Annotated in this window: 24 protein-coding genes; 17 read left to right on the top strand and 7 right to left on the bottom strand. The window is 69.4% G+C overall.

Going from position 1 to position 23,131, the window contains the following annotated elements:
• Positions 1 to 231: 231 nt before the first annotated feature.
• From ACFT9I_RS23570 to ACFT9I_RS23525, 10 genes are all read left to right on the top strand, one after another.
• Positions 232 to 669 carry a hypothetical protein gene (locus tag ACFT9I_RS23570; protein WP_382567160.1) on the top strand — a complete coding sequence of 146 codons (438 nt, stop codon included), beginning with the start codon at positions 232 to 234 and terminating at the stop codon, positions 667 to 669.
• A 225-nt stretch (positions 670 to 894) separates the two neighbouring features.
• Positions 895 to 1,707 (top strand): F0F1 ATP synthase subunit A, encoded by an 813-nt coding sequence (atpB, locus tag ACFT9I_RS23565; protein WP_382567158.1) that lies wholly within the window; start codon positions 895 to 897, stop codon positions 1,705 to 1,707.
• An 80-nt stretch (positions 1,708 to 1,787) separates the two neighbouring features.
• Positions 1,788 to 2,042, top strand: coding sequence for an ATP synthase F0 subunit C (gene atpE, locus ACFT9I_RS23560; protein ID WP_078075070.1), 255 nt, complete (start codon positions 1,788 to 1,790; stop codon positions 2,040 to 2,042).
• Between the two features lie 41 nt (positions 2,043 to 2,083).
• Positions 2,084 to 2,638 (top strand): F0F1 ATP synthase subunit B, encoded by a 555-nt coding sequence (locus ACFT9I_RS23555; protein WP_382567156.1) that lies wholly within the window; start codon positions 2,084 to 2,086, stop codon positions 2,636 to 2,638.
• Positions 2,635 to 3,450 (top strand): F0F1 ATP synthase subunit delta, encoded by an 816-nt coding sequence (locus tag ACFT9I_RS23550; RefSeq protein WP_382567154.1) that lies wholly within the window; start codon positions 2,635 to 2,637, stop codon positions 3,448 to 3,450. Before ACFT9I_RS23555 ends, ACFT9I_RS23550 begins: the two co-directional genes overlap by 4 nt.
• 159 nt (positions 3,451 to 3,609) lie before the next feature.
• Positions 3,610 to 5,208 carry a F0F1 ATP synthase subunit alpha gene (gene atpA, locus ACFT9I_RS23545; RefSeq protein ID WP_356586553.1) on the top strand — a complete coding sequence of 533 codons (1,599 nt, stop codon included), beginning with the start codon at positions 3,610 to 3,612 and terminating at the stop codon, positions 5,206 to 5,208.
• 20 nt (positions 5,209 to 5,228) lie between these two features.
• Positions 5,229 to 6,170, top strand: a complete 942-nt coding sequence (locus tag ACFT9I_RS23540; protein ID WP_382567152.1) for a F0F1 ATP synthase subunit gamma — start codon at positions 5,229 to 5,231, stop codon at positions 6,168 to 6,170.
• Positions 6,170 to 7,624 carry a F0F1 ATP synthase subunit beta gene (atpD, locus tag ACFT9I_RS23535; RefSeq protein WP_382567150.1) on the top strand — a complete coding sequence of 485 codons (1,455 nt, stop codon included), beginning with the start codon at positions 6,170 to 6,172 and terminating at the stop codon, positions 7,622 to 7,624. The genes ACFT9I_RS23540 and atpD overlap by 1 nt, the downstream gene beginning before the upstream one ends.
• A 141-nt stretch (positions 7,625 to 7,765) precedes the next feature.
• Positions 7,766 to 8,140 carry a F0F1 ATP synthase subunit epsilon gene (locus tag ACFT9I_RS23530; RefSeq protein ID WP_354604884.1) on the top strand — a complete coding sequence of 125 codons (375 nt, stop codon included), beginning with the start codon at positions 7,766 to 7,768 and terminating at the stop codon, positions 8,138 to 8,140.
• A gap of 134 nt (positions 8,141 to 8,274) precedes the next feature.
• Positions 8,275 to 8,721 (top strand): DUF2550 domain-containing protein, encoded by a 447-nt coding sequence (locus ACFT9I_RS23525; protein WP_354604883.1) that lies wholly within the window; start codon positions 8,275 to 8,277, stop codon positions 8,719 to 8,721.
• A 71-nt stretch (positions 8,722 to 8,792) separates the two neighbouring features.
• On the opposite strand, the gene ACFT9I_RS23520 is transcribed toward ACFT9I_RS23525, so the two are convergent.
• The 3 genes from ACFT9I_RS23520 to ACFT9I_RS23510 all read right to left on the bottom strand — a co-directional run bounded on the left by ACFT9I_RS23520 (position 8,793) and on the right by ACFT9I_RS23510 (position 12,697).
• On the bottom strand, positions 8,793 to 10,655 hold the full coding sequence (locus ACFT9I_RS23520) for a glycosyl hydrolase family 18 protein (RefSeq protein WP_382567148.1): 1,863 nt from the start codon (positions 10,653 to 10,655) through the stop codon (positions 8,793 to 8,795).
• 195 nt (positions 10,656 to 10,850) lie between these two features.
• Complete coding sequence (locus ACFT9I_RS23515; protein ID WP_382567146.1) at positions 10,851 to 11,501, bottom strand: response regulator; 651 nt, start codon at positions 11,499 to 11,501, stop codon at positions 10,851 to 10,853.
• On the bottom strand, positions 11,498 to 12,697 hold the full coding sequence (locus ACFT9I_RS23510) for a sensor histidine kinase (RefSeq protein ID WP_382567144.1): 1,200 nt from the start codon (positions 12,695 to 12,697) through the stop codon (positions 11,498 to 11,500). Before ACFT9I_RS23510 ends, ACFT9I_RS23515 begins: the two co-directional genes overlap by 4 nt.
• A 151-nt stretch (positions 12,698 to 12,848) precedes the next feature.
• Between ACFT9I_RS23510 and ACFT9I_RS23505 the strand changes: the two genes are divergently transcribed.
• Entirely contained in the window at positions 12,849 to 13,427 is a 579-nt protein-coding gene (locus tag ACFT9I_RS23505; protein ID WP_382567141.1) for a hypothetical protein, read from the top strand.
• Positions 13,428 to 13,434: 7 nt separating this feature from the next.
• Here ACFT9I_RS23505 and ACFT9I_RS23500 read toward each other — a convergent pair whose 3' ends face one another.
• Genes ACFT9I_RS23500 through ACFT9I_RS23490 form a run of 3 tightly spaced genes read right to left on the bottom strand, consistent with a single transcriptional unit; the run spans position 13,435 to position 15,606 of the window.
• Positions 13,435 to 14,007 (bottom strand): cob(I)yrinic acid a,c-diamide adenosyltransferase, encoded by a 573-nt coding sequence (locus ACFT9I_RS23500; RefSeq protein ID WP_382567139.1) that lies wholly within the window; start codon positions 14,005 to 14,007, stop codon positions 13,435 to 13,437.
• Between the two features lie 36 nt (positions 14,008 to 14,043).
• A complete protein-coding gene (locus ACFT9I_RS23495; RefSeq protein WP_382567138.1) occupies positions 14,044 to 14,811 on the bottom strand; it encodes an ABC transporter permease in 768 nt (255 codons plus the stop codon).
• Positions 14,812 to 14,823: 12 nt separating this feature from the next.
• Positions 14,824 to 15,606: an ABC transporter ATP-binding protein gene (locus ACFT9I_RS23490; protein ID WP_382567136.1), complete on the bottom strand. Its 783-nt coding sequence runs from the start codon at positions 15,604 to 15,606 to the stop codon at positions 14,824 to 14,826.
• Positions 15,607 to 15,711: 105 nt separating this feature from the next.
• On the opposite strand from ACFT9I_RS23490, the gene ACFT9I_RS23485 reads away from it, so the two are divergent.
• The 4 genes from ACFT9I_RS23485 to ACFT9I_RS23470 all read left to right on the top strand — a co-directional run bounded on the left by ACFT9I_RS23485 (position 15,712) and on the right by ACFT9I_RS23470 (position 20,682).
• The gene (locus ACFT9I_RS23485; protein ID WP_382567134.1) at positions 15,712 to 16,350 is read left to right on the top strand and encodes a TetR/AcrR family transcriptional regulator; all 639 of its coding nucleotides are present in this window, start codon (positions 15,712 to 15,714) and stop codon (positions 16,348 to 16,350) included.
• Between the two features lie 166 nt (positions 16,351 to 16,516).
• On the top strand, positions 16,517 to 17,365 hold the full coding sequence (locus ACFT9I_RS23480; protein ID WP_382567132.1) for a 3-hydroxyacyl-CoA dehydrogenase family protein: 849 nt from the start codon (positions 16,517 to 16,519) through the stop codon (positions 17,363 to 17,365).
• A gap of 178 nt (positions 17,366 to 17,543) precedes the next feature.
• The gene (locus ACFT9I_RS23475) at positions 17,544 to 17,867 is read left to right on the top strand and encodes an STAS domain-containing protein (protein WP_356586576.1); all 324 of its coding nucleotides are present in this window, start codon (positions 17,544 to 17,546) and stop codon (positions 17,865 to 17,867) included.
• 271 nt (positions 17,868 to 18,138) lie between these two features.
• Complete coding sequence (locus ACFT9I_RS23470; protein ID WP_382567129.1) at positions 18,139 to 20,682, top strand: ATP-binding protein; 2,544 nt, start codon at positions 18,139 to 18,141, stop codon at positions 20,680 to 20,682.
• Between the two features lie 193 nt (positions 20,683 to 20,875).
• Here ACFT9I_RS23470 and ACFT9I_RS23465 read toward each other — a convergent pair whose 3' ends face one another.
• Positions 20,876 to 22,120, bottom strand: coding sequence for an MFS transporter (locus tag ACFT9I_RS23465; protein ID WP_382567128.1), 1,245 nt, complete (start codon positions 22,118 to 22,120; stop codon positions 20,876 to 20,878).
• Between the two features lie 146 nt (positions 22,121 to 22,266).
• Here ACFT9I_RS23465 and ACFT9I_RS23460 point away from each other — a divergent pair, with 146 nt between their 5' ends.
• Positions 22,267 to 22,743, top strand: a complete 477-nt coding sequence (locus tag ACFT9I_RS23460; protein ID WP_382567126.1) for a hypothetical protein — start codon at positions 22,267 to 22,269, stop codon at positions 22,741 to 22,743.
• Between the two features lie 34 nt (positions 22,744 to 22,777).
• On the top strand, positions 22,778 to 23,128 hold the full coding sequence (locus ACFT9I_RS23455) for a hypothetical protein (protein WP_382567124.1): 351 nt from the start codon (positions 22,778 to 22,780) through the stop codon (positions 23,126 to 23,128).
• The last annotated feature ends 3 nt before the right edge of the window (positions 23,129 to 23,131 follow it).

The following is a 23,131-nucleotide window of genomic DNA, read 5'->3' as shown; positions in this document are numbered from 1 at the left end:
CGGCTCGGTGTCCGGCTCAGACGCGCGAATTACTCCTCATGTGTGACGGTAAGCACACGTTCATGGTAAAGACCTCATCAAATAGTTTGTGATACCGTTCACGAGACCCGGCGCCAGAGCCGAAGGACCGTAGTGCGACGGTCCGTTGGCCCGAGAATCCAACTCTCGGACCGGGCCTACGCTCGTCCATGACGACACCATCTGCCCCACCCAGCAAGCGGAGCTGCCGCCATGCCGACCAACGACGTCCGGATCCTGCTCAATTCCGCCGTACCCACCGCCGCCGCCGGCGTCATCGCCGCGGTGATCAGCGGTGTGGTCAGTGGTGGCAAGGGCGCTCTGGGAGCCGCTGTCGGTGTGGTGGTGGTCCTTCTCTTCATGGGTATCGGGCTCACGGTGCTCCAGCGCACCGCGAAGTCGCTGCCGCATCTCTTCCAGGCGATGGGGCTGATGCTCTACACCGCCCAGTTGCTGCTGCTGCTCGTCTTCCTCGCGGTCTTCAAGGACACCACGCTCTTCGACCCGAAGGCCTTCGGGTTCACGCTCCTCGCGACGACCCTCGTCTGGATCGCCGCGCAGGCCCGCGCGTACATGAAGGCCAAGATCCTCTACGTCGAACCCGAGTCCTCGACAGCCGGTAAGGCCGAGAAGACGGGGTCCTCGGCGTGAAGGGTAGGGCCGGGATAAGTGCCCGTTCGGGATCCTGCTATCGTCCGGTTCCAACTGCGGCATTGCGGGCGCGGGCATCCGAGCTGACGCCTGTTCCATCGCGAGGCTCCATGCCTGAGAGCCGCCCCCACATCTGTCAGACCAGTCCAGTGCCGAACCGTGGCTTCGTGCCGCGCCGACACAACGAGGTTGCCGTACCTATGCGCCACGCTGAAGGAGCCCGCGGTGAGTGCTGATCCCCAGACCCTCGCCTTCGATGCGAGCTGCCATATCTTTTCCGGCTGCGGGTTCCCGGCTCCGGGCCTCCATACGTTCATGTACAAGCCGATCTTCGAGGTGGCCGGCTTCGAATTCAACAAGCCGATGCTGCTCGCTCTGCTGAGCACGATCGTGGTTGTCGGATTCTTCTGGGCGGCGTTCAACAAGCCGAAGTTGGTACCGGGCAAGGTCCAGATGATCGGCGAGGCCGGTTACGACTTCGTCCGCCGCGGCATCGTCTACGAGATCATCGGCAAGAAGGACGGTGAGAAGTACGTCCCCTTGATGGTGTCGCTCTTCTTCTTCGTCTGGCTGATGAACCTCTGGTCGATCATTCCGCTCGCCCAGTTCCCGGTCCCCTCGCTGATCGCCTTCCCGGCCGCACTCGCGATCATCGTCTACATCGTGTGGGTCAGCCTGACGTTCAAGACCCACGGATTCGTCGGTGGCTGGAAGAACATCACCGGCTACGACAAGTCGCTCGGCTGGGTCCTGCCGCTCGTCGTGGTGATCGAGTTCTTCTCGAACCTGCTGATCAGGCCCTTCACCCACGCGGTCCGGCTGTTCGCCAACATGTTCGCCGGTCACCTGCTCATCGTCATGTTCACGCTGGCCACGTGGTACCTGATGAACGGGCTGGGCTTCGTCTACGCCGGTGCCTCGTTCGTGATGGTGCTCGTCATGACCATCTTCGAACTCTTCATCCAGGCCGTCCAGGCGTACGTCTTCGTACTCCTGGCCTCCAGCTACATCCAGGGCGCGCTCGCCAAGAGCCACTGAGCCCGGCCCCGTTAACCAGAACCAACAGACGTCCGGTGGCCAACCCCCACCCGGTCCGTGAAAGAGAAGGAAGTAACGGCATGTCCGCTGCTCTCGAATTGGTCAACCTCGCCTCCGCCAAGACCACCGTCGTCGGCAACGTGGCCTCGATCGGCTACGGCCTGGCCGCGATCGGCCCCGGCGTCGGCGTCGGCATCATCTTCGGTAACGGCACCCAGGCCCTCGCCCGTCAGCCTGAGGCGGCCGGCCTGATCCGCACCAACCAGATCATGGGTTTCGCCTTCTGTGAGGCGCTCGCCCTCATCGGCATCGTCATGGGCTTCGTCTACCAGTAAGCCGGACCGACAGCCCATTTCCTTTCACGGAAGGCATTGATGTGAACGCTCTCTACGTTGCGGCAGCGGCGGAGGCTCAGAATCCGCTCGTCCCGCATCTTGACGAGCTCATCATCGGCCTGATCGCCTTCGCCATCGTCTTCGGCTTCCTCGCCAAGAAGCTCCTCCCGAACATCAACAAGGTTCTGGACGAGCGCCGTGAGGCCATCGAAGGTGGCATCGAGAAGGCGGAGGAGGCCAAGACCGAGGCGCAGAGCGTCCTGGAGCAGTACAAGGCCCAGCTCGCCGAAGCGCGTCACGAGGCGGCCCGTCTCCGCCAGGAGGCGACCGAACAGGGCGCCACCATCATCCAGGAGATGAAGGCGGAGGGGCAGCGGCAGCGCGAGGAGATCGTCGCCGCCGGCCACGCCCAGATCGAGGCCGACCGCAAGGCCGCCGCCTCGGCGCTGCGCCGGGACGTCGGCAAGCTCGCCACCGACCTGGCCGGCAAGCTCGTCGGGGAGTCCCTCGAGGACAGTGCCCGGCAGAGCCGTACCATCGACCGCTTCCTCGACGAGCTCGAGGACGGCGCGTCGAAGGCCGAGGCTGCCCGATGAATGGGGCGAGCCGCGCGGCGCTGGCCGCCGCACGCGAGCGTCTCGACGCGCTGACCGACAACACGTCGGTCGACGCGGCGAAGCTCGCCGACGAGCTGACCGCCGTCACCGCGCTGCTCCACCGCGAGGTGTCGCTGCGCCGGGTCCTGACCGACCCGGCGCGGTCCGGCGAGTCCAAGGCCGAGCTGGCCGGCGGACTGCTGGGCGGGCAGGTGGGCGGCGAGACCGCCGACCTGGTCACCGGCATGGTGCGGTCCCGCTGGTCACGCCCGCGTGACCTGGTCGACTCGGTGGAGGAGCTGTCCGCTCTCGCCGAGCTGACCGCCGCGCAGCGGGCCGGTGGCCTCGACGACGTCGAGGACGAGCTGTTCCGGTTCGGCCGGATCGTCGAGTCCAGCACCGAACTGCGTGCCGCGCTGACCGACCAGGCGGCGACGGTGTCGGCCAAGACCACACTGCTGACCAGCCTGCTCGGCGGCCGGGCCAACCCCAGCACCGAGCGTCTGGTCGTCCGCCTCGTCACCCAGCCCCGTGGACGTAGCCTGGAAGCGGGTCTCCAGACCCTGTCCCGGCTCGCCGCGGCGCGCCGGAACCGGATGGTGGCGGTCGTCACGTCGGCGGTGCCGCTCACCGAAGGCCAGAAGCAGCGTCTCGGCGCGGCCCTGGCCAGGCTGTACGGCCACCCGATGCATCTGAACCTCGACGTGGACCCCGAGGTCCTCGGCGGAGTCTCGGTCCGCGTCGGCGACGAGGTCGTCAACGGCACCGTCGTGGAACGTCTCGACGAGGCGACTCGGCGGCTGGCCGGCTGAAGGCCGACGGTCGGTACGTGATAGCCGGATTACAGACACACATACAGAGATCAAGAACTGCGGCCCGGTTGGGCCGTGCAGAAATTGCAGAAGATTCCTGGGGGTCGCCCCCAGACCCCCATAGAACTTCGGGCCCAACAAGGAGAGCAGGGAATCCAGATGGCGGAGCTCACGATCCGGCCGGAGGAGATCCGGGATGCGCTGGAGAACTTTGTCCAGTCGTACAAGCCGGACGCGGCCTCGCGCGAGGAGGTCGGGACGGTCAGCGTTGCCGGTGACGGCATCGCGAAGGTCGAGGGTCTGCCCTCGGCCATGGCGAACGAACTGCTGAAGTTCGAGGACGGGACCCTGGGTCTCGCCCTGAACCTGGAGGAGCGCGAGATCGGCGCGGTCGTCCTCGGTGAGTTCAGCGGTATCGAGGAGGGTCAGTCGGTCACCCGTACCGGCGAGGTGCTCTCCGTCGGCGTCGGCGAGGGTTACCTCGGCCGTGTCGTCGACCCGCTCGGCACCCCGATCGACGGTCTCGGCGAGATCGCGACCGACGGCCGCCGCGCCCTGGAGCTGCAGGCTCCGGGCGTCATGGTCCGTAAGTCGGTGCACGAGCCGATGCAGACCGGCTACAAGGCCGTCGACTCGATGGTGCCGATCGGCCGTGGCCAGCGTCAGCTGATCATCGGCGACCGCCAGACCGGCAAGACCGCCCTGGCCGTCGACACCATCATCAACCAGCGCGACAACTGGCGCTCGGGCGACGTGAACAAGCAGGTGCGCTGCATCTACGTCGCCATCGGCCAGAAGGGCTCCACCATCGCGTCCGTACGCGGTGCGCTGGAAGAGGCCGGCGCTCTTGAGTACACGACGATCGTCGCCGCCCCGGCGTCCGACCCGGCGGGCTTCAAGTACCTGGCCCCGTACACCGGTTCGGCCATCGGCCAGCACTGGATGTACCAGGGCAAGCACGTCCTGATCATCTTCGACGACCTGTCGAAGCAGGCCGACGCCTACCGCGCCGTCTCGCTGCTGCTGCGCCGTCCGCCGGGCCGCGAGGCCTACCCGGGCGACGTCTTCTACCTGCACTCGCGTCTGCTGGAGCGCTGCGCCAAGCTCTCCGACGACATGGGCGCCGGTTCGATGACGGGCCTGCCCATCGTCGAGACCAAGGCGAACGACGTGTCGGCGTTCATTCCGACCAACGTCATCTCCATCACCGACGGCCAGTGCTTCCTGGAGTCCGACCTGTTCAACGCCGGCCAGCGGCCCGCGCTGAACGTCGGTATCTCGGTCTCCCGAGTCGGCGGCTCCGCCCAGCACCGGGCCATGCGCCAGGTGTCGGGCCGACTGCGCGTGGACCTCGCCCAGTACCGCGAGCTGGAGGCGTTCGCCGCCTTCGGTTCCGACCTGGACGCCGCGTCGAAGGCGTCGCTCCAGCGTGGTCAGCGCATGGTCGAGCTGCTGAAGCAGCCGCAGTACGCGCCGTACCCCGTCGAGGAGCAGGTCGTCTCCATCTTCGCCGGCACCACCGGAAAGATGGACGACGTCCCGGTCGAGGACATCAGCCGCTTCGAGACCGAGCTGCTGGAGCACCTGCGCCGCGAGCGCAAGGAGCTGCTGACCAGCATCGCCGAGGGCGGCAAGATGTCGGACGACACGGTCGAGTCCATCGGTGACGCCATCGCCAACTTCAAGAAGCAGTTCGAGACCTCGGACGGCAAGCTTCTGGGCGACGACGCCCCGGCCGGCGTCAACGTCTCCAAGTGACGACGGAAGGGACCTGACTCATGGGAGCCCAGCTCCGGGTCTACAAGCGTCGCATCAAATCCGTCACCGCGACCAAGAAGATCACCAAGGCGATGGAGATGATCGCCGCCTCGCGCATCGTCAAGGCGCAGCGCCAGGTGACGGCATCCACGCCGTACGCGACCGAGCTCACCCGCGCGGTCACGGCGGTGGCGACCGGATCCAACACCAAGCACCCCCTGACCACGGAGGTCGAGTCTCCGGTCCGGGCCGCGGTACTGCTCGTCACGAGCGACCGCGGACTGGCCGGCGGCTACTCCTCCAACGCCATCAAGGCGGCGGAGCGGCTCACCGAGCGGCTCACGAGTGAGGGCAAAGAGGTCGACACGTACATCGTCGGCCGCAAGGGTGTCGCCTACTACGGCTTCCGTGAGATCAAGGTCACGGAGTCGTGGACCGGCTTCACCGACAGTCCGACCTACGCGGACGCCAAGAAGGTCGCGGGGCCGCTGATCGAGGCGGTCCAGCGGGACACGGCGGACGGCGGCGTGGACGAACTCCACATCGTCTTCACCGAGTTCGTCTCGATGCTGACGCAGACGCCGGTACAGAACCGGCTGCTGCCCCTCTCCCTCGCCGACGCGTCGGCGAGTCAAGGGGACGACGACAAGACAGACGCGGCGCAGAAGCACGAGATCCTGCCGCTGTTCGACTTCGAGCCGTCGGCGGAGGACGTCCTCGACGCCCTGCTGCCGCGCTACGTCGAGAGCCGAATCTACAACGCGCTGCTCCAGGCCGCCGCTTCCAAGCACGCGGCCACCCGCCGCGCGATGAAGTCGGCGACCGACAACGCCGGGGATCTCATCAAGAGCCTCTCCCGGCTTGCCAACGCGGCCCGCCAGGCCGAAATCACCCAGGAAATCAGCGAGATCGTCGGTGGCGCCAGCGCCCTGGCCGACGCGACCGCGGGGAGTGAAAAGTAATGACGACCACAGTTGAGGCGGCCACCCCGGGAAGCACGGCCACAGGCCGCGTGTCCCGGGTCATCGGCCCGGTCGTCGACGTGGAGTTCCCCGTCGACGCGATGCCGGAGATCTACAACGCACTGCACGTCGAGGTGGCCGACCCGGCCGAGGACGGCAAGAGGAAGACGCTGACGCTCGAAGTCGCCCAGCACCTGGGTGACGGAGTCGTTCGCGCCGTCTCGATGCAGCCGACCGACGGTCTGGTCCGCCAGGCCGTGGTGTCGGACACCGGCGCCGGTATCTCGGTGCCCGTCGGTGACGTCACCAAGGGCAAGGTGTTCAACACCCTCGGCGAGATTCTGAACGACCCGGAGGGCAAGGCTCAGATCACCGAGCGCTGGCCGATCCACCGCAAGGCCCCGGCCTTCGACCAGCTCGAGTCCAAGACCGAGATGTTCGAGACCGGCCTGAAGGTCGTCGACCTGCTGACCCCGTACGTCAAGGGCGGCAAGATCGGTCTGTTCGGTGGAGCGGGCGTCGGCAAGACGGTCCTCATCCAGGAAATGATCATGCGTGTGGCGAAGCTGCACGACGGTGTTTCCGTGTTCGCCGGTGTCGGTGAGCGCACCCGTGAGGGCAACGACCTCATCGACGAGATGACCGAGTCGGGCGTCCTGGACAAGACCGCGCTGGTCTTCGGCCAGATGGACGAGCCGCCGGGCACCCGTCTTCGGGTCGCCCTGTCCGCCCTGACCATGGCGGAGTACTTCCGCGATGTGCAGAAGCAGGACGTGCTGCTCTTCATCGACAACATCTTCCGCTTCACCCAGGCCGGTTCCGAGGTCTCCACGCTGCTCGGCCGTATGCCGTCCGCGGTGGGTTACCAGCCGACCCTGGCGGACGAGATGGGTGTGCTCCAGGAGCGCATCACCTCGACCCGCGGTCACTCGATCACCTCGATGCAGGCGATCTACGTGCCGGCGGACGACCTGACCGACCCGGCCCCGGCCACGACCTTCGCGCACCTCGACGCGACGACCGTGCTGTCGCGTCCGATCTCGGAGAAGGGCATCTACCCGGCGGTGGACCCGCTGGACTCGACGTCCCGCATCCTGGACCCGCGTTACATCTCGCAGGCGCACTACGACACGGCCAGCCGCGTCAAGGGAATCCTGCAGAAGAACAAGGACCTCCAGGACATCATCGCGATCCTCGGTATCGACGAGCTGGGCGAGGAGGACAAGCTCGTTGTCCACCGTGCCCGTCGCGTCGAGCGCTTCCTGTCGCAGAACACCCACGCCGCCAAGCAGTTCACCGGCCTGGACGGCTCCGACGTACCGCTCGACGAGTCGGTCGCCGCGTTCAACGCGATCTGCGACGGGGATTACGACCACTTCCCGGAGCAGGCGTTCTTCATGTGCGGTGGTATCGAGGACCTGAAGGCGAACGCCAAGGAGCTCGGCATCTCCTGAGCCGTCGACTCACCCGAGTCGTCGACTCGTTCGGCGGGGGGCGGGCTCGAACCGCCCCCCTCCGAAGCGCCGATCGTGAACCCCATAGAATCTAGACCAACACCCGGCGACAAAGCCGGGTGGTGACCCGAGGAGCCACCCTTGGCTGCTGAGCTGCACGTCGAGCTGGTCGCCGCGGACCGCAGTGTCTGGTCCGGCGAGGCCACCCTGGTCGTCGCGCGCACCACGTCCGGCGACATCGGCGTCATGCCCGGTCACCAGCCGCTGCTCGGTGTGCTGGAGTCGGGCCCCGTGACCATCCGTACGACCGAGGGCGGAACGGTCGTCGCCGCTGTGCACGGCGGTTTCCTCTCGTTCGCCGACAACAAGCTCTCGCTGCTCGCGGAGATCGCCGAGCTTGCCGACGAGATCGATGCCCAGCGCGCCGAGCGCGCGCTGGAGCGTGCCAAGTCGGGTGAGGACGACGCCGCCGAGCGTCGCGCCGATGTCCGACTGCGCGCTGTGGCGGTGCGCTGACGCACCGCTCCTGGAATTACCCTCAGCCGCGGCCCGTTCTGGAGTCATCCAGACCGTGTCGCGGCTGAGGTGATGCGGCCGCTGTTTCTGTTCGTTCGTACGGGTTACTCGATGAGGCGAGGAGGTCGGTATTGATGGTCCTCGCTCTGCTTGTCTGTGGACTCGTCGTCGTACTGGTTGCGGTGGGGCTCTTCGTCTTCGGGCTGCGCCGACGGCTGATCCAGCGGTCCGGAGGGACCTTCGACTGTTCACTGCGCTGGAACGTGGCCGAGGAACCCGACACGTCCGGCAAGGGCTGGGTGTACGGCGTGGCCCGCTACAGCGGCGACCGGATCAACTGGTTCCGGGTCTTTTCGTACTCCCCGCGGCCCCGCCGCAGCCTTGAGCGCTCGGCCATCGAGGTGCGCGCCCGGCGCGCGCCCGAGGGCGAGGAGGAGCTGGCGCTGCTCTCCGACTCCGTCGTGCTCGGCTGCGACCACAAGGGGACGCGCCTGGAGCTGGCGATGAGCGAGGACGCGCTGACCGGCTTTCTCGCCTGGCTGGAGGCGGCGCCGCCCGGCCAGCGGGTGAACGTCGCCTGAGTTCCTCACGGCATGACGAAGGGGGACGGTGCCCATGGGCGCCGTCCCCCTCGCCGTACCACTCAGGTGTGCTACTTCAGACCGTTGCTGATCGCGGTCACGAGTTCGCCGTTCGCGGTGTCACCGGTGAAGTCCCAGAAGAACGCGCCGCCGAGACCCTGGCTCTTGGCCCAGGTCATCTTCGAGGCGATCGTCGCCGGGGTGTCGTAACTCCACCAGTTGCTGCCGCACTTGGCGTACGCGGTGCCGCCGACGGTGCCGGTGACGGGGCAGGTGTTCTTGAGGACCTTGTAGTCCTCGATGCCCGCCTCGTACGTGCCGGGGGCCGCGCCCGTCGCCGTACCGCCCGGTGCGGCCTGCGTGACGCCGGTCCAGCCGCGTCCGTAGAAGCCGATACCGAGCAGCAGCTTCTTCGCCGGGACGCCCTGCGCCTTGTACTTGGCGATCGCGTCGGCGGAGTTGAAGCCGGCCTGCGGGATGCCCGGGTACGAGGTGAGCGGGGAGTGCGGGGCCGTGGGGCCCTGGGCGGCGAAGGCGCCGAAGAAGTCGTACGTCATGACGTTGAGCCAGTTCATGTACTGCGAGGCGCCGGCGTAGTCGGCGGCGTCGATCTTGCCGCCGCTGGACGCGTCGGCGGTGACGGCCGCGGTGACCAGGTAGTTGGCACCGAACTTGGCGCGCATGGCCTGCATCATGTTCTTCATCGCCGCCGGGCCGCTGGTGTCACAGCTCAGACCACAGGCGTTCGGGTACTCCCAGTCCAGGTCGATGCCGTCGAAGACATCCGCCCAGCGCGGGTCCTCGATCAGGTCGTAGCAGGACTGCGCGAACGCGGCCGGGTTCTTCACCGCGTCACCGAAGCCGCCGGACCAGGTCCAGCCGCCGAAGGACCAGAGGACCTTGATGTTCGGGTTGGCGGCCTTGAGCTTGCGCAGCTGGTTGAAGTTGCCGCGCAGCGGCTGGTCCCAGGTGTCCGCGACGCCGTCGACGGCCTGGTCGGCGGTGTACGCCTTGTCCGTCGCGGCGTACGCGTCACCCATGGTGCACTTGCCACCCTGGACGTTGCCGAACGAGTAGTTGATGTGGGTGATCTTGGACGCGCTGCCGGACGTCACCAGGTTCTTGACGTGGTAGTTGCGGTCGTAGACGCCCCACTCGGTGAAGTAGCCGAGCTTGACCTGGTCGCCGGGCGGGGTGCCCGGGTCCGTGCCGCCGCCGGTGGTCCTGACGGCCACCGAGCCGCTGACCGGGCCGGTCTGGTCGGCCGTGTCACGGGCCTGGACGCTGTACGAGTAACTGGTGCCCGCGGTCAGGCCGGTGTTCGTGTACGTCGTACCGGTGACCGTGGCGATCTTCGCGCCGTCCCGCAGGACGTCGTAGTTCTTGATGCCCTTGTCGTCGGTGGCCGCGCTCCAGCTGAGCTTCGCCGACGTGTTCGTGATCTCGCTCGCGGTGGGGGTGCCCGGGGCGGTGGGGGCCGTGTCGCCGGGGACACTGCCGCCGTCGCAGGAGGCGCCGTTGAGCTTGCAGCCGGAGGGGGAACCGGAGCCGGAGCCGGTGCCGTTGAAGCCGAAGGTGACGGAGGCGCCCGGGTTGAGGGTGCCGTTCCAGCCGACGTTCTTGGCGGTCCAGTGGTTGGTGCCGCTCTTGGTGACCGTGGCGTCCCAGGCGGAGCCGACGCCGGTGCCGGCGGGGAAGTCCCACTCGACGGTCCAGGAACTGAGGGTGGTGGTACCGGTGTTCTTCACCGTCCACGAGCCTTCGAAGCCGGTGCCCCAGTCGGACTTCTTGGTGTACGTGGCGGTCGCCGAGGTGGCGGCCTCGGCGGGGGAGGCCAGGCCGACCATGGCGGCGAGGGGGAGGAGCAGTGCGGTCAGCGCCGCGACGGATCTGGATCTGAATCTGGCTCTTCGGACGGACGTCTTCGTGCTCAAGGGGTACTCCTCGAGTGAGTTCGGAGCAGTTCGGGGATGGTCCGGGTTGGTCCGTGACACCCGACTCTTGCGAAAGCTCGCGCACTAGTCAGTGGCGTGAGAGTAAGGAGGTCTGGACCAATCGTCAATAGGTCCAGACCAAAGGCGTGACGAGGTTCGTCACGGCATCTGGTACGTCCCCGGCCCGGGGTCCGTTCAGATCCCCAACTCCTGCGCCAGAACCGCCGCTTGCACCCGGCTGCGCAGCTCCAGCTTGCCCAGCAGCCTGCTGACATGCGTCTTGACCGTCGCCTCGGCCATGTCGAGCCGCCGCGCGATCTCGGCGTTCGATAGCCCGTCGCCCAGGCTCGACAGCACCTCGCGCTCGCGTCGGGTGAGGGCGTCGAGCACCGTGAGGTCCGGCGCGTTCGCCGGTCGTACGGCCTTCGGCGAGGCGAACTCCGCGATCAGCCGGCGCGTCACGGCGGGCGCGATCAGACCCTCGCCACGCGCCACCGTCCTTACCGCCTCGATCAGTTCCCGCGCCTCGGTGTTCTTCAGCAGGAACCCGGACGCGCCGGCGCGCAGCGCGCCGAAGACGTACTCGTCGAGGTCGAACGTCGTCAGTACGAGGACGTCGGCCAGCTTCTCCTCGACCACCTGCCGCGTCGCGGACACCCCGTCGAGACGCGGCATCTGAATGTCCATCAGCACGAGATCCGGGCGCAGTTCGCGGGCCAGCCGGACGGCCTCCTCGCCGTCCCCGGCCTCGCCCACGACCTCGATCTCCTTCGAGCTGCGCAGGATCAGCACCAGTCCCGCGCGCACCGCCGACTGGTCCTCGGCCACCAGAACCCGGATCGTCATGAAGCGCCGTTCCCCTCGTCGACGGGCAGTTCCGCCCGTACCCGCCAGATCTTGCCGCCGTCCGCGTCGTCCGACGTGACCGGTCCCGCCTCGAACTCCCCCTCCAGCAGGGCGACTCGCTCGCGCATCCCGACGAGCCCGGCGCCGGAGCCCGGCGCGCGGGGGCCGGGCCGGTCGCCGTACCTGCTGACGACCTCGACGCGCAGCGCGCGCCGCGAGTGGTCCAGGGACACCGTCACCGGGCCCGGCGGCGCGTGCTTGAGCGCGTTGGTCAGCGACTCCTGGACGATGCGGTACGCCGCCATCTCGACCGGCGCGGGCAGCGGCGCGCCCTCGCCCCGCCGGTCCGCCAGTGTGAACGTGAGCTCGCTGGACGCGCCGTTCGTACGGGCCTGCTCGACGAGCGAGTCGAGCGCCCGCAGCGTCGGCGCCGGGGCCGGGTCCTGGTCGTCGGCGGCGTCCCGCAGCAGCCCGATGAGCCGCCGCATCTCGGCCAGTCCGGCGACGCTGTTCTCACGGATCACCGTCAGCGCGTCCTTCGTGGTCCGCGCGTCGTCGAGCGAGAGCGCGGCGGTGGAGTGGATCGCGATGGCCGAGAGATGGTTGGCGACCATGTCGTGCAGCTCACGGGCCATCCGCGCGCGCTCGGCCGTCACGGCCTGCGTACGGTCCATCTCGGCCAGCAGCGCGGTCTGTTCGGCCCGCAGCCGGGCGGCCTCGGCGGCGTCGCGGTGATTGCGCACCAGGACACCGGTGGTGGCCGGGGCGACACTGATCGCGGCGGCGACCACACCGAGCAGCAGCGCCTCGGGCGTACGGAGCCAGCTCAGCGTCCCCACGGTGATGCTGATCGAGATCAGCGCCGTGCCCCAGGGGATCCGGCGGGCGGCGGACGGGCTCCCGTACAGCACCGCCGCGTACACGAGGTCCGTGAACATCGCGATCGTCGCCACACTGCCGGTGGTGAACTGGTCCGCGACCAGTGCCACGGTGCCGACGGCCAGGGCCGTGCGGGGCGCGCTCCTGCGCACCAGCTCCATCAGGGAGATGACGACGAGGGGCACCAGCACCCAGAAGCCGGACAGCCACCGGCCGCCCTGGGTGTGCAGCCCGAGCGACCACAGCAACACGCCACCCAGCAGGCCGCCCGCGCCGATCAGGACGTCCTCGCGGTGCGGGCGCGGGAAATCGGTCATCCCACCATCAAACACGGCGCCGCGCGCGGGCACGTCCCCGTAACGGCCGAGGAGGCGGTACATCGAAGGATGCAGTCACGGTTCGTCACTGCCGACGACGATCGGGGCCCGGAACGGCGGGAGGCTTGGAGTGAGCCGGAAGGGGGCTGTCGTGATCGTCACGCTGATCATCATCTGTGAGGTCGGGTTCTGGGTGCTGCTGGGCATCGGGCTCGCCCTGCGCTACTTCGCCAGGATGCCGCGCGCCTCGGTCGCGGTGCTGCTGTGCGAACCGCTGTTGGAGGTCCTGCTGCTGGTCGTGACGGCGATCGACCTCAAGAACGGCGCCGAACCGGACTGGAAGCACGGCCTCGCGGCGGTGTACATCGGGTTCTCCGTGGCCCTCGGCCCGGAGCTGATCAAGTGGGCCGACGCGCGCTTCGCCCACCGCTTCGCGGGCGGCCCGCCGCCGGTGAGGCCGCCGAAGTACGGCAAGGCCCGCGCGATCCACGAGTGGTGGACGGCTGCGCGGTGGATCGTGGCGTCGGGCATCGCCATCGCTCTGCTCCAGGCCGCGATCTGGTACGTCGGCTCCGACGGGAAGATCGACTCGCTGCGGATGTGGCAGCAGAAGATGGTCTTCCTGATCGGCGTCAACATGGTGTGGGCGCTCGCCTACACGGTCTTCCCGAAGAGGGCCCCGGGCGGGACCGCCGACGCGGAGCGGGCCAAGTCCCTCAGCGACCGCTGAGGTCCGGTCAGCGCTCGCCGCCCGGCACCCACAGCACGTCTCCGACCTCCTTGTTGGCCACCCTGGCCAGGATGAACAGGAGGTCGGAGAGCCGGTTGAGATACGTGGCCGTCAGCGGGTTCATGGTCTCCCCGTGCGTCTCGAACGCCGCCCACGTCGAGCGCTCCGCGCGCCGTACGACCGTGCACGCCTGGTGCAGCAGCGCCGCCCCCGGCGTACCGCCCGGCAGGATGAAGCTCCGCAGCTTCTCGACTTCCTCCAGGAAGAGGTCGCAGTCCGCCTCCAGCTTGTCGATGTACGACTGCTCGACCCGCAGCGGCGGGAACTCGGGCGCCTCGACCACCGGCGTGGAGAGGTCGGCGCCGACGTCGAAGAGGTCGTTCTGGACCCGCACGAGGACCTTCACGACGTCGTCCCTGAGCTGCCCCAGCGCGATCGCCCCGCCGATGACGGCGTTCGCCTCGTTGGCGTCGGCGTAGGCGCCGATCCGCGGATCGGTCTTGGCGGTACGGCTCATGTCACCGAGCGCCGTGGTGCCCTGGTCGCCGGTACGGGTGTAGATACGCGTCAGATTGACCATGTGCCCAGCCTAGGTCGCCCCGGCGGCGTGTGGGGCTCAGGCGTCGGCCTTGCGGAAGACCCGGGTGCCGACGGTCAGTGACACCGCCGCGAGGGCCACCGCCATCAAGGCGCCGTACAGCATCGCGGCGCTCGTGTAGTCGCCCACGTATCCCGCCCGTACCGCGTCCACCAGGAAGCGCAGCGGTACGACGCGCGACAGCAGGTCGAGCCAGTGCGGGGCAAGGGTCATCGGCAGCACCAGACCGGAGAGCAGCATCGCCGGCATCGTCAGCGCGTTGATGACGGGGCCGAACTCCTGCGGCGTCGAGACGTTCATCGCCAGGGCGTACGAGAGCGAGGCCAGCGCGGCGGCCAGGACACCCACGAACACGAACCCGATGAGCACCCCGCCCAGCGGCGCCCGCAGTCCCATCAGCAGCGCGGCGAGGACCAGCAGCACGGACTGGAACACGAAGAGCGCCGCGTCGCGCAGCACCCTCCCCAGCAGCAGGGCGAGCCGGCTGACCGGTGTCACCCGCATCCGTTCGAGCACCCCCGTCTGCTTCTCGATCAGGATCGAGAACCCCGCGAACGAGGCGCCGAGCAGCGCGAGTTGGAGTACGAGTCCGGGCACCAGGATCTGCCAGGAGTCCGCCTTCGTGCCGAGCGGCAGATCGGTCAGCAGCGGCCCGAAGAAGAACAGGAACAGCAGCGGCATCAGGATGCCGAAGAGGATCTGGAACTTGGAGCGCAGGGTCTGGCGGGCGTACCGCCCGAAGACCAGCGCGGTGTCCGAGAGCAGGGACGAGACGAGTGGGGACACGACGGGAGCCTCCTAGACGGCTACGGGAACGGCGTCGCCCGGCGCCGGGGCGCGGCCGGTGATCGCGAGGAAGGTGTCCTGGAGCGAGGCGCCGGGGGAGCCGCCGTACTCGCGCTTCAGCGCGTCGGGCGCGCCCTCGGCGACCACCACGCCGTGGTCGACGACGACCAGCCGGTCGGAGAGTTCGTCCGCCTCGTCGAGGTAGTGCGTGGTGAGGACGACGGTCGTGCCGTGCTCCTGACGGATCCGGCGGATCAGGTCCCACAGACCGGCCCTGCTGCCCGGATCGAGGCCGGTGGTCGGCTCGTCCAGGAACAGCACCTCGGGACGGTGCGTCAGACCCATCGCGATGTCCAGACGCCGGCGCTGCCCGCCGGAGAGCGCCGCGCACTTGCGGTCGAGCAGGCCGGACAGGCCGAGGTCGTGCGCCAACTCCTCGGCGCGGGCGGCGGCTTCGGCCTTCGTCAGCCGGTAGAGCCGGGCCTGGGTGATCAGCTCCTCGCGCAGGGAGATCTGCGGGTCGACGCCGCCGGACTGCGCGACGTAACCGATCCTGCGCCGCACCTGCGCGGCCTCGCGGGCGAGGTCGAACCCGGCGACCGTCGCGACACCGCCGGTGGGTGCCAGCAGCGTCGTGAGCATCCGCAGGGTGGTGGTCTTGCCCGCGCCGTTGGGACCGAGGAAGCCGAGGATCTCCCCGGCCCGCACGGTCAGATCGATGCCGCGCACCGCCTCGACGGTGCCCTGTTTGGTGGCGAAGGACCGGGTGAGCCCGGCCGTACTGATGATTGGCATGGCCCCAGAAAAACAGAGTCACTGAAATTTTGCAATGACTCCAAAAATTCAGAGGGCCCAAACGGCCACGGCGCCGGGCGGGCGCCGCGCCCTAAACTGAGGCGCATGTCCGAAGGGCTCAGGGAGCGCAAGAAGCGCCAGACCAGGCAGTTCATCTCCGACGTCGCCACGCATCTGTTCGTCGAGCGCGGCTTCGACGCGGTCACCATCGCCGAGGTCGCCGAGGCGTCGGACGTCTCCGTCAACACGGTCTACAACTACTTCTCGACGAAGGAAGACCTCTTCCTCGACCGCAGCCAGGGCGTCGTCGAGCGGCTCTCCCGGTTCGTACGGGGCCGTGACGCGGGCGAGTCGGCGGCGGACGCCGTCCTGCGCGAACTGCGCGAGCTGACCGAGACCGTCTCGCCCAACATCGGACTGCACAGCGGCCACGACCGGTTCATGAAGGTCGTCGAGGACTCGCACTCGCTCAGGTCCCGCCTCTGGTACATCCAGCAGGAGCTTCTCGTCCATCTGGAGAAGACGCTCCGCGAGGAGACCGGCGCCGAGGAGACCGACACGCTGCCCACCCTGGTGGCCGGTCAGCTCGCCTGGGCGCACGGCACGCTCATGGCGTTCGTCGGCCGCCGGATGCTCGCCGGCCGGACCCCCGAGGAGACCTCGCGCGAAGCCCTCGCACTGCTGGACGACATCGAGGAAGTGCTGGGCGAAAAGGTGCTCAAGTACGCTGTACGGCAAGGCTGATGAGCCGCCCCGGCGCGCCTGCGGATGTGACGTCCGTCATGTGAGACGTGACGCGCATCTCTTCACCACCACAGGGCAGCTCACGACCGATAACCTCCGGCAGAGGGAAATGTAAAGCGCGTGTTAAGCCGCGCGCCGTTCCGGAGCGGAAATCAAGGGGTACGTCGTGGCCAGGAAGCTCGCCGTCATCGGTGCCGGACTCATGGGGTCCGGAATCGCGCAGGTCTCGGCCCAGGCGGGCTGGGACGTCGTTCTGCGAGATGTGACCGACGAGGCCCTGACCCGTGGCAAGGACGCGATCCGCGCCTCGTACGCCAAATTCGTCACCAAGGGCAAGCTCGAAGAGGCGGACGCGGACGCCGCGCTCGCCCGGATCACCACGACCACCGATCTGGACGCCGCGGCCGACGCCGACATCGTCGTCGAGGCCGTGTTCGAGAAGCTCGACATCAAGCACGAGATCTTCCGGACGCTCGACAAGCTCGTACGCGACGACGCCGTCCTGGCCTCCAACACCTCGGCCATCCCGATCACCAAGATCGCCGCCGTGACGGAGCGCCCCGAGCGCGTCGTGGGCGCGCACTTCTTCTCGCCCGTACCGATGATGAACCTCTGCGAGCTGGTACGCGGCTACAAGACCAGCGACGAAACTCTCGCCACCACACGGGAGTTCGCCGAATCGGTCGGCAAGACCTGCATCGTCGTCAACCGTGACGTCGCGGGCTTCGTCACCACCCGGCTGATCACCGCCCTGGTCGTCGAGGCGGCCAAGCTCCAGGAGTCGGGCGTCGCCACGGCCGAGGACATCGACATCGCGTGCAAGCTCGGCTTCGGCCACGCCATGGGGCCCCTCGCCACCGCCGACCTCACGGGCGTCGACATCCTGCTGCACGCCGCCGACAACATCTACACGGAGTCGCAGGACGAGAAGTTCGCGGCGCCCGAACTGATGCGCCGGATGGTGGACGCGGGTGACATCGGGCGCAAGAGCGGGCAGGGCTTCTACAAGCACTGACCGTTCTGCCCTCACCCCACCGGGTGAATTCGGTATCAGTTCGCTCACGGACGGCAACTTCCTCGGCCGCACGGCTGTCAGTTGTTGCACAAAGGCATTGCACGAAGACATCGCACGAAGACATCGCACAACGACCGAGAACACAGACGCGGAGCACATAAGCATTCGGGGAGCGCATATGTACATCAGGGGCGACCACGCCGAGCTGGTCGTCGAGGGCCGCCTCGACGTACGCAGCGCGGCGGACGCCCGTACGGTCCTGCACTCGGCCGTCGACGACGGAGCCGGCGACCTGGTGCTCGATCTGACCGGACTCGATTCCTGGGACGCCACGGGCCTCGGCGTCATCATGGGCGCGCACCGACGGGCCGGACGGTGCGGGCGCAGACTCGTACTGCGCGGTGTGCCGGCCCAGATGCAGCGCCTGCTGGTGGCCACCCGGCTGCACCGCATCCTCGCCATCGAGGGCGGGATCGCAGCAGAATCGCTTCCGCGCGTCTGAACACGCCGAGCGGTCCGTACCGCTCCGACGCCGAGCGGTCCGTACCGCTCGAACTCACCGGCTCCGCCCGTGAAACCGCGCACAATCCTCACGAGACCGTGACGTCTCGGACGGGGTGGCACCCCGGCTGTTCCTGGATACTGTGCGGAGGTTTAGGGTTTCGGCCGTCGGCCGACCAACAACCCATGCGGCGGGCACCGGACCAGAAGTGACAGCGGGGCGTGCGAGGCCGGGAGGGCAACCGCACGCCACGATCTGGGGGGCTTTGACGATGAACCCGACCGACCCGACACACCCGACGGACCCACGTCCCGAGGGTGCCGGTCCTGCGGGCAGCGGCCCCGCCGGAGCGGGGCGCGGCGACGAGAGACCCGCCGAGGCCGCCGACCGGCCGAACCCGTGGCTCACGCACCCGACGCCCGCGCGCACCGTCGAGCTGATCTCGGGCGACTTCCTGATCACCGTCAACCCCGTCGACGGCAGCGAGATCGAGCCATGCCCGCCGGGCTCGCAGCCGCCCACCCTCGTCAGGCTCGACGCCGACGAGCGCGCCGAGCAGCGCCGCGCCGGCCGTCCGCCCATACCGCCGGGCCCCGGCGCGCCCCCGCTCCCGCTGCTGGAGCGTCAGGAGGAGCGCGAACAGCTCGTCGGACTGCTGGGCCGCGGCCGCTCCGTACGCCTCACCGGGTCGGCGGGCTCCGGCCGTACCGCACTCCTCGAAGCCGTCGCCGCCGACTGCGAGGACCTCGCGCCGGACGGGGTCGTACGGCTCTCCGGCCACCACCGCACCGTCACCGAGCTGCTGTACGAGCTGTACGCGGGTGTGTACCGGTCCGTGCTGCACCGCCCCGACCGCGCCGGACTGCTGCGGCTCGTCAACGGCATCGGCGCGATCGTCGTCGTGGACGACCTCGAATTCGGCGGCGAGCCGCTGGACGAACTCCTCGAAGCCGCACCCGAATGCGCCTTCCTCCTCGCCGTCACCCCCGACGTCGACGCCCCCATATCGCGCTCGCGGCTCGAAGAGGTCCTGCTCGGCGGTCTCGGCCGCGGCGCCTCGCTCGACCTGCTGGAGCGCGCCACGGGGCGCCCGCTGACGGACGAGGAGGCGAACTGGGCCGGCGACCTCTGGTTCGAGTCCGAGGGGCTGCCGCAGCGTTTCGTCCAGGCCGGGGCGCTGCTGCGCGGGCGCGACCGCCTGCGCGCCGACCCGGAGCCGTACGAGGCGGACGGGGTCTTCGTCCACGAGCTGGCGGACGCGCCGTACGGCCAAGGACAGCGCCGGAGCGAGGGATTCGCCGACGAGGCGCTCACCGCCGACGGCTACGACGTACCGCTGCCGACCCTCGGCGAGGGCGCCGCGCCCGCGGTGCTGCTCGCCTCCCGGCTGGGCGAGGCCGCGCGGGAGACGTTGCGGTTCGCCGTCGCGCTCGGCGGCGAGGTGCCGCACCAGGCCCATCTGCCGGCCCTGGTGGGCGACACCCACGCCGACGCCGCCGTCGGCGAACTGATGAACGCCGGTCTCCTCTCGCCCGTCGGCCCGCGCTACCGGCTCGCCGCCGGAGCACTCGCCCAACTGGAGGCGCGGGGTTACGGCGACGAGGCCACGTCCCGCGCGCACGTCGCCGTCCAGCACTTCACCTGGTGGGCGGGCCATCCGTCGGTCACCCCGCGACGGGCCTCCACGGAGGCGGACGCGCTGCTCGCCGCGATGACGCCCCTGGTGTCCAGCGGCGAGGCGGGCCACGCGAGCGCCGCGGTCCTGCTGGCCAGGGGCGCGGCACCCGCCTTCCTGGCGGGGCTGCACTGGGGCGCGTGGGAGCGCGCGCTGCGGATCGGCCAGGAGGCGGCCAGGATCGCCGGAGAGGTCGCCGAAGAGGCGTACTTCCACCACGAGTTGGGGATCCTCGCACTCTGCGTCGGGAGCCTGGACCGGGCCCGCGCCGAACTGGAGACCTCGATCGGCATGCGCGGGGCGGTGGCGGACAAGCGGGGCACGGTGTCCGGCCGCAGGGCGCTGGCCCTGGTCACCGACCGCGAGAACGGGAACACCCCGGTCGCCTTCCGCCCGGCCAATAACGAGCTGCCGGTGTCGCCGCCGCGCGGCGTCTCGATGGTCGTCCCCGTCCTGAGGCCACCGTCGCCGGACGACCGGATGACGCTGGTGACCCGGCGCGACGACACCCCGGTGGCGGGCAGCGCCACCGCCGGACCGTCCGTACGCCGACGCCGTCCGGTGCTGGGGGGCGCCCGCCGCAACCTGGTCGCCGCCGGGGCCGGCGCGGTGCTCGCCGCCGTACTGGGCACGGTCGTGACCCTCGGCGCCTCGGGCAACGACACCTCGCCCACGGACCGGGTCCAGACGGACCATTCGGCGGACGACGACGGCACCGGCGGCTACGACGACACCGAGACGCCGACGGACGCGAGCACGAAGAAGCCGGCCAAGCCGGGCGGCGTCCCGGCCACGACCGGTTCGGGCACGCCGACAGTCGGCACGACCGAGGGCTCCGAGTCCCCGGACCCGTCCGGCAGCCCGTCGGACGACCCGTCGGACCCGGGCGACGACCCGAACCCCCCGGACCCGACGAAGACCACTCCGGGCCCGGACCCGTCGACCCCCACCTCGCCTCCGCCGTCGACTCCCACGTCCTCTCCGCCGTCCACCCCGACGTCGCCCCCGCCGGCGACGACTCCGCCACCGCCCCCGGAGTCGGCGACGGTGGGCATCCCGGCGGACCCGACGTCGGCGTCCCCGTCGGACGACGCGTCGTCTCCGTCGGACTCGCCGGACACGACTCCGTCGGTGATCTGACCGGCGTCGGTGATCCGACCGGCCCGGACGACACGACAACGGGGCGGCCCCGGACGGCATGGCACTCGTCAGGGTCGACGACTACGTCGAGGTCACGTCCACCGAGGTCCCGGCCGGGCCGGCGTCCTGACGGGGCCGGGCAGGAGGCGGCAACACAGACGCCCAACGCCCCTGCCACGAGCGGCCCCGGACGTCACGGCGTCTCTATTCGCCGCAGTGACGGCAGCAGGAGCGGCAGCAGCATGGCCACCGCCACCAGCACGCCGCCCGTGACGGCCACCGGCGCCGTGCCGAACGCCGCCGCGAGGATCGGGACGGACAGTTGGCCGAGCGGGATGGACACGAACGATCCGAACTCGTCGTAGGCGCCGACCCGGGAACTCAGGCGCTCCGGGACGTGGACGTGCCAGACCGTCGACCATACGACGGTGAAGAACTCGGCGGCCACCCCGGCGGCGAACGCCGCCGCGGCCAGCCAGAAGGTGTTCGCGCCGGTGCCGAGGAGGATCAGTGGGGCGGCGGCCAGGGTCATCAAGGAGAGGGCCGGCACCATGGGCCGTCGTACCGTCAGCCTCATCATCGCCACGGTGGCGATCAGCGACCCGGCGGCGCGGGCGCTCAGCACCAGGCCCCAACCCTCGGCGCCGATCGTGTCGTCGGCCAGCACCGGCCCCAGGATGTGCCAGACGCCCATGGTGACGGCGTTGAGGGCGGCGAAGGCCAGCGTCACCGACCAGATCCACGGCCGGGAGCTGAAGTAGCCCCAGCCCTGCCGCAGTTCGGCGAGCATCGTCGGGGCGCCCTTGGCCCGGGGCGGCAGGTCAGGGAGGGACATACGGGCGAAGCAGCCGGCCGCCAGGAAGAAGGACGCGGCGTCCACGGCGATCGCCCAGCCACCTCCTACGGAGACGGTCAGCAGACCGGCGAGGGCGGGACCGACCATCCGGGCGGTGTTCCCGGCGGAGGCCAGCAGGGAGTTGGCCGGCTGGATGCCCTGTCCGCTCGCCAACTGCGGGACGATGCCCCGCATCGCCGGTTTGGTCAGCGCCTGGCAGACGCCGTTGAGGGCGGCCAACGGCAGCAGAAGCGCCGGGTGTTGGTGGGTGAGAAGGAGGATCGCCACACCGGCCTGGCCGACGCCGGCGCCCAGGCTCGCGTGGCGCAGCACGGTGTCGCGGCGGTAGCGGTCGGCGATGCCGCCGCCGAGGATCATCGTCGCGATCATCGGGACCATGGAGGCGATGAGGACAGCGGAGAGCCATGTGGCGCTGTCGGTGACCTCCAGTACGCCGAAGGCCAACGCGATGGGCGACATGGCGCTGCCGGCGGCGGAGACCGACCAGCCGGCGAAGTACCACCGGAAGGCGGGGGAGTGGAGCGGTCGCCCCGACGCCAGGCCGGTACTGGAGGGCGGCGGCACCGCGTCGGTTTCGGGCACGAGGGGCGACGCTGCCAGCGGGCGCGGTGTCCGGCAAGCGATTTCCGTCGGCCGGGGAGGAATGTCAGTGGGATGCGATAGACAACTCCAAAGACAACAACTCCAAAGACACCTCCACAGACAGCTCTACGGACGAGGGGCCCACCATGGCAGTCGACGGAACACAGGCGGGCACCTCACCGGTGAACGAGACCGTGGACCTGACCGCCGGGCTGCCCGGTCGTACCGGTGCGATCGGCGGGATCGAATCGCTGGTCCTCGACGGCCGCCGCTTCTTCTTCGGCTTCGACTTCACGTCCGACCAGGTGCTCTCGCCGCTGATCGACGACGCGGCGGCCATGGCGCGGTTCGCCGCACGGCACATGCGCCAGCGCACGGGCGCCCACGACGAGCGCTACTGGGCGGACCTGGTCCGGGCCTCGGTCGACGGCTCGGGCCTGGTGTGGACCGACGAACAGCGCACGTTCACCACCACGACCCTGGAGACCGGCGACGCCGGCGCCGCCCAAGGGCACCTGCTGTACCTGCTCGCCGCGGCCACGAGGGAGGCCGGACACCCACCCGGCTCCACCGTGGCCAACTGGCACCTGCTGTTCGCGCCGTACGCCCGGGGAGCCTGCTGACTCCGGCCCAGCTGTCCCCTGCGACGATTCGCCCATGACCTACGACCTCGCCGTGTGGCACGGTGAACGTCCACTCGACAACCACCGGGCCTGCGACGTCTACGACGAGCTCTATGAGCGCTACCTCGACTCGGACGACGACGTCGTGCCTCCGGCGCCGTCCGTCGTGGCCTACGTCGAGGCGCTGCTCGACCGATACCCCGACGACGTCGACGGGAGAGTCGTGTGGGCGTCGCCACCGGTCATCGACGAGGCCTCGGGGCCGATCGTGTATCTGCTCATGTCCTATAGCAAGGCTGACGAAGTGTCCGAGTACGCCGCCACGCTGGCTCGCGAGCACGGGCTCGTCTGCTTCGATCCGCAGGGCGAGTGCCTGCGGCCGTGAGCG

Source organism: Streptomyces sp. NPDC057137 (assembly GCF_042670825.1).
Classification (GTDB): Bacteria; Actinomycetota; Actinomycetes; order Streptomycetales; family Streptomycetaceae; genus Streptomyces.
Note: the sequence above shows the minus strand (reverse complement) of the source record. Positions and strands in the feature narration are given on the sequence as shown.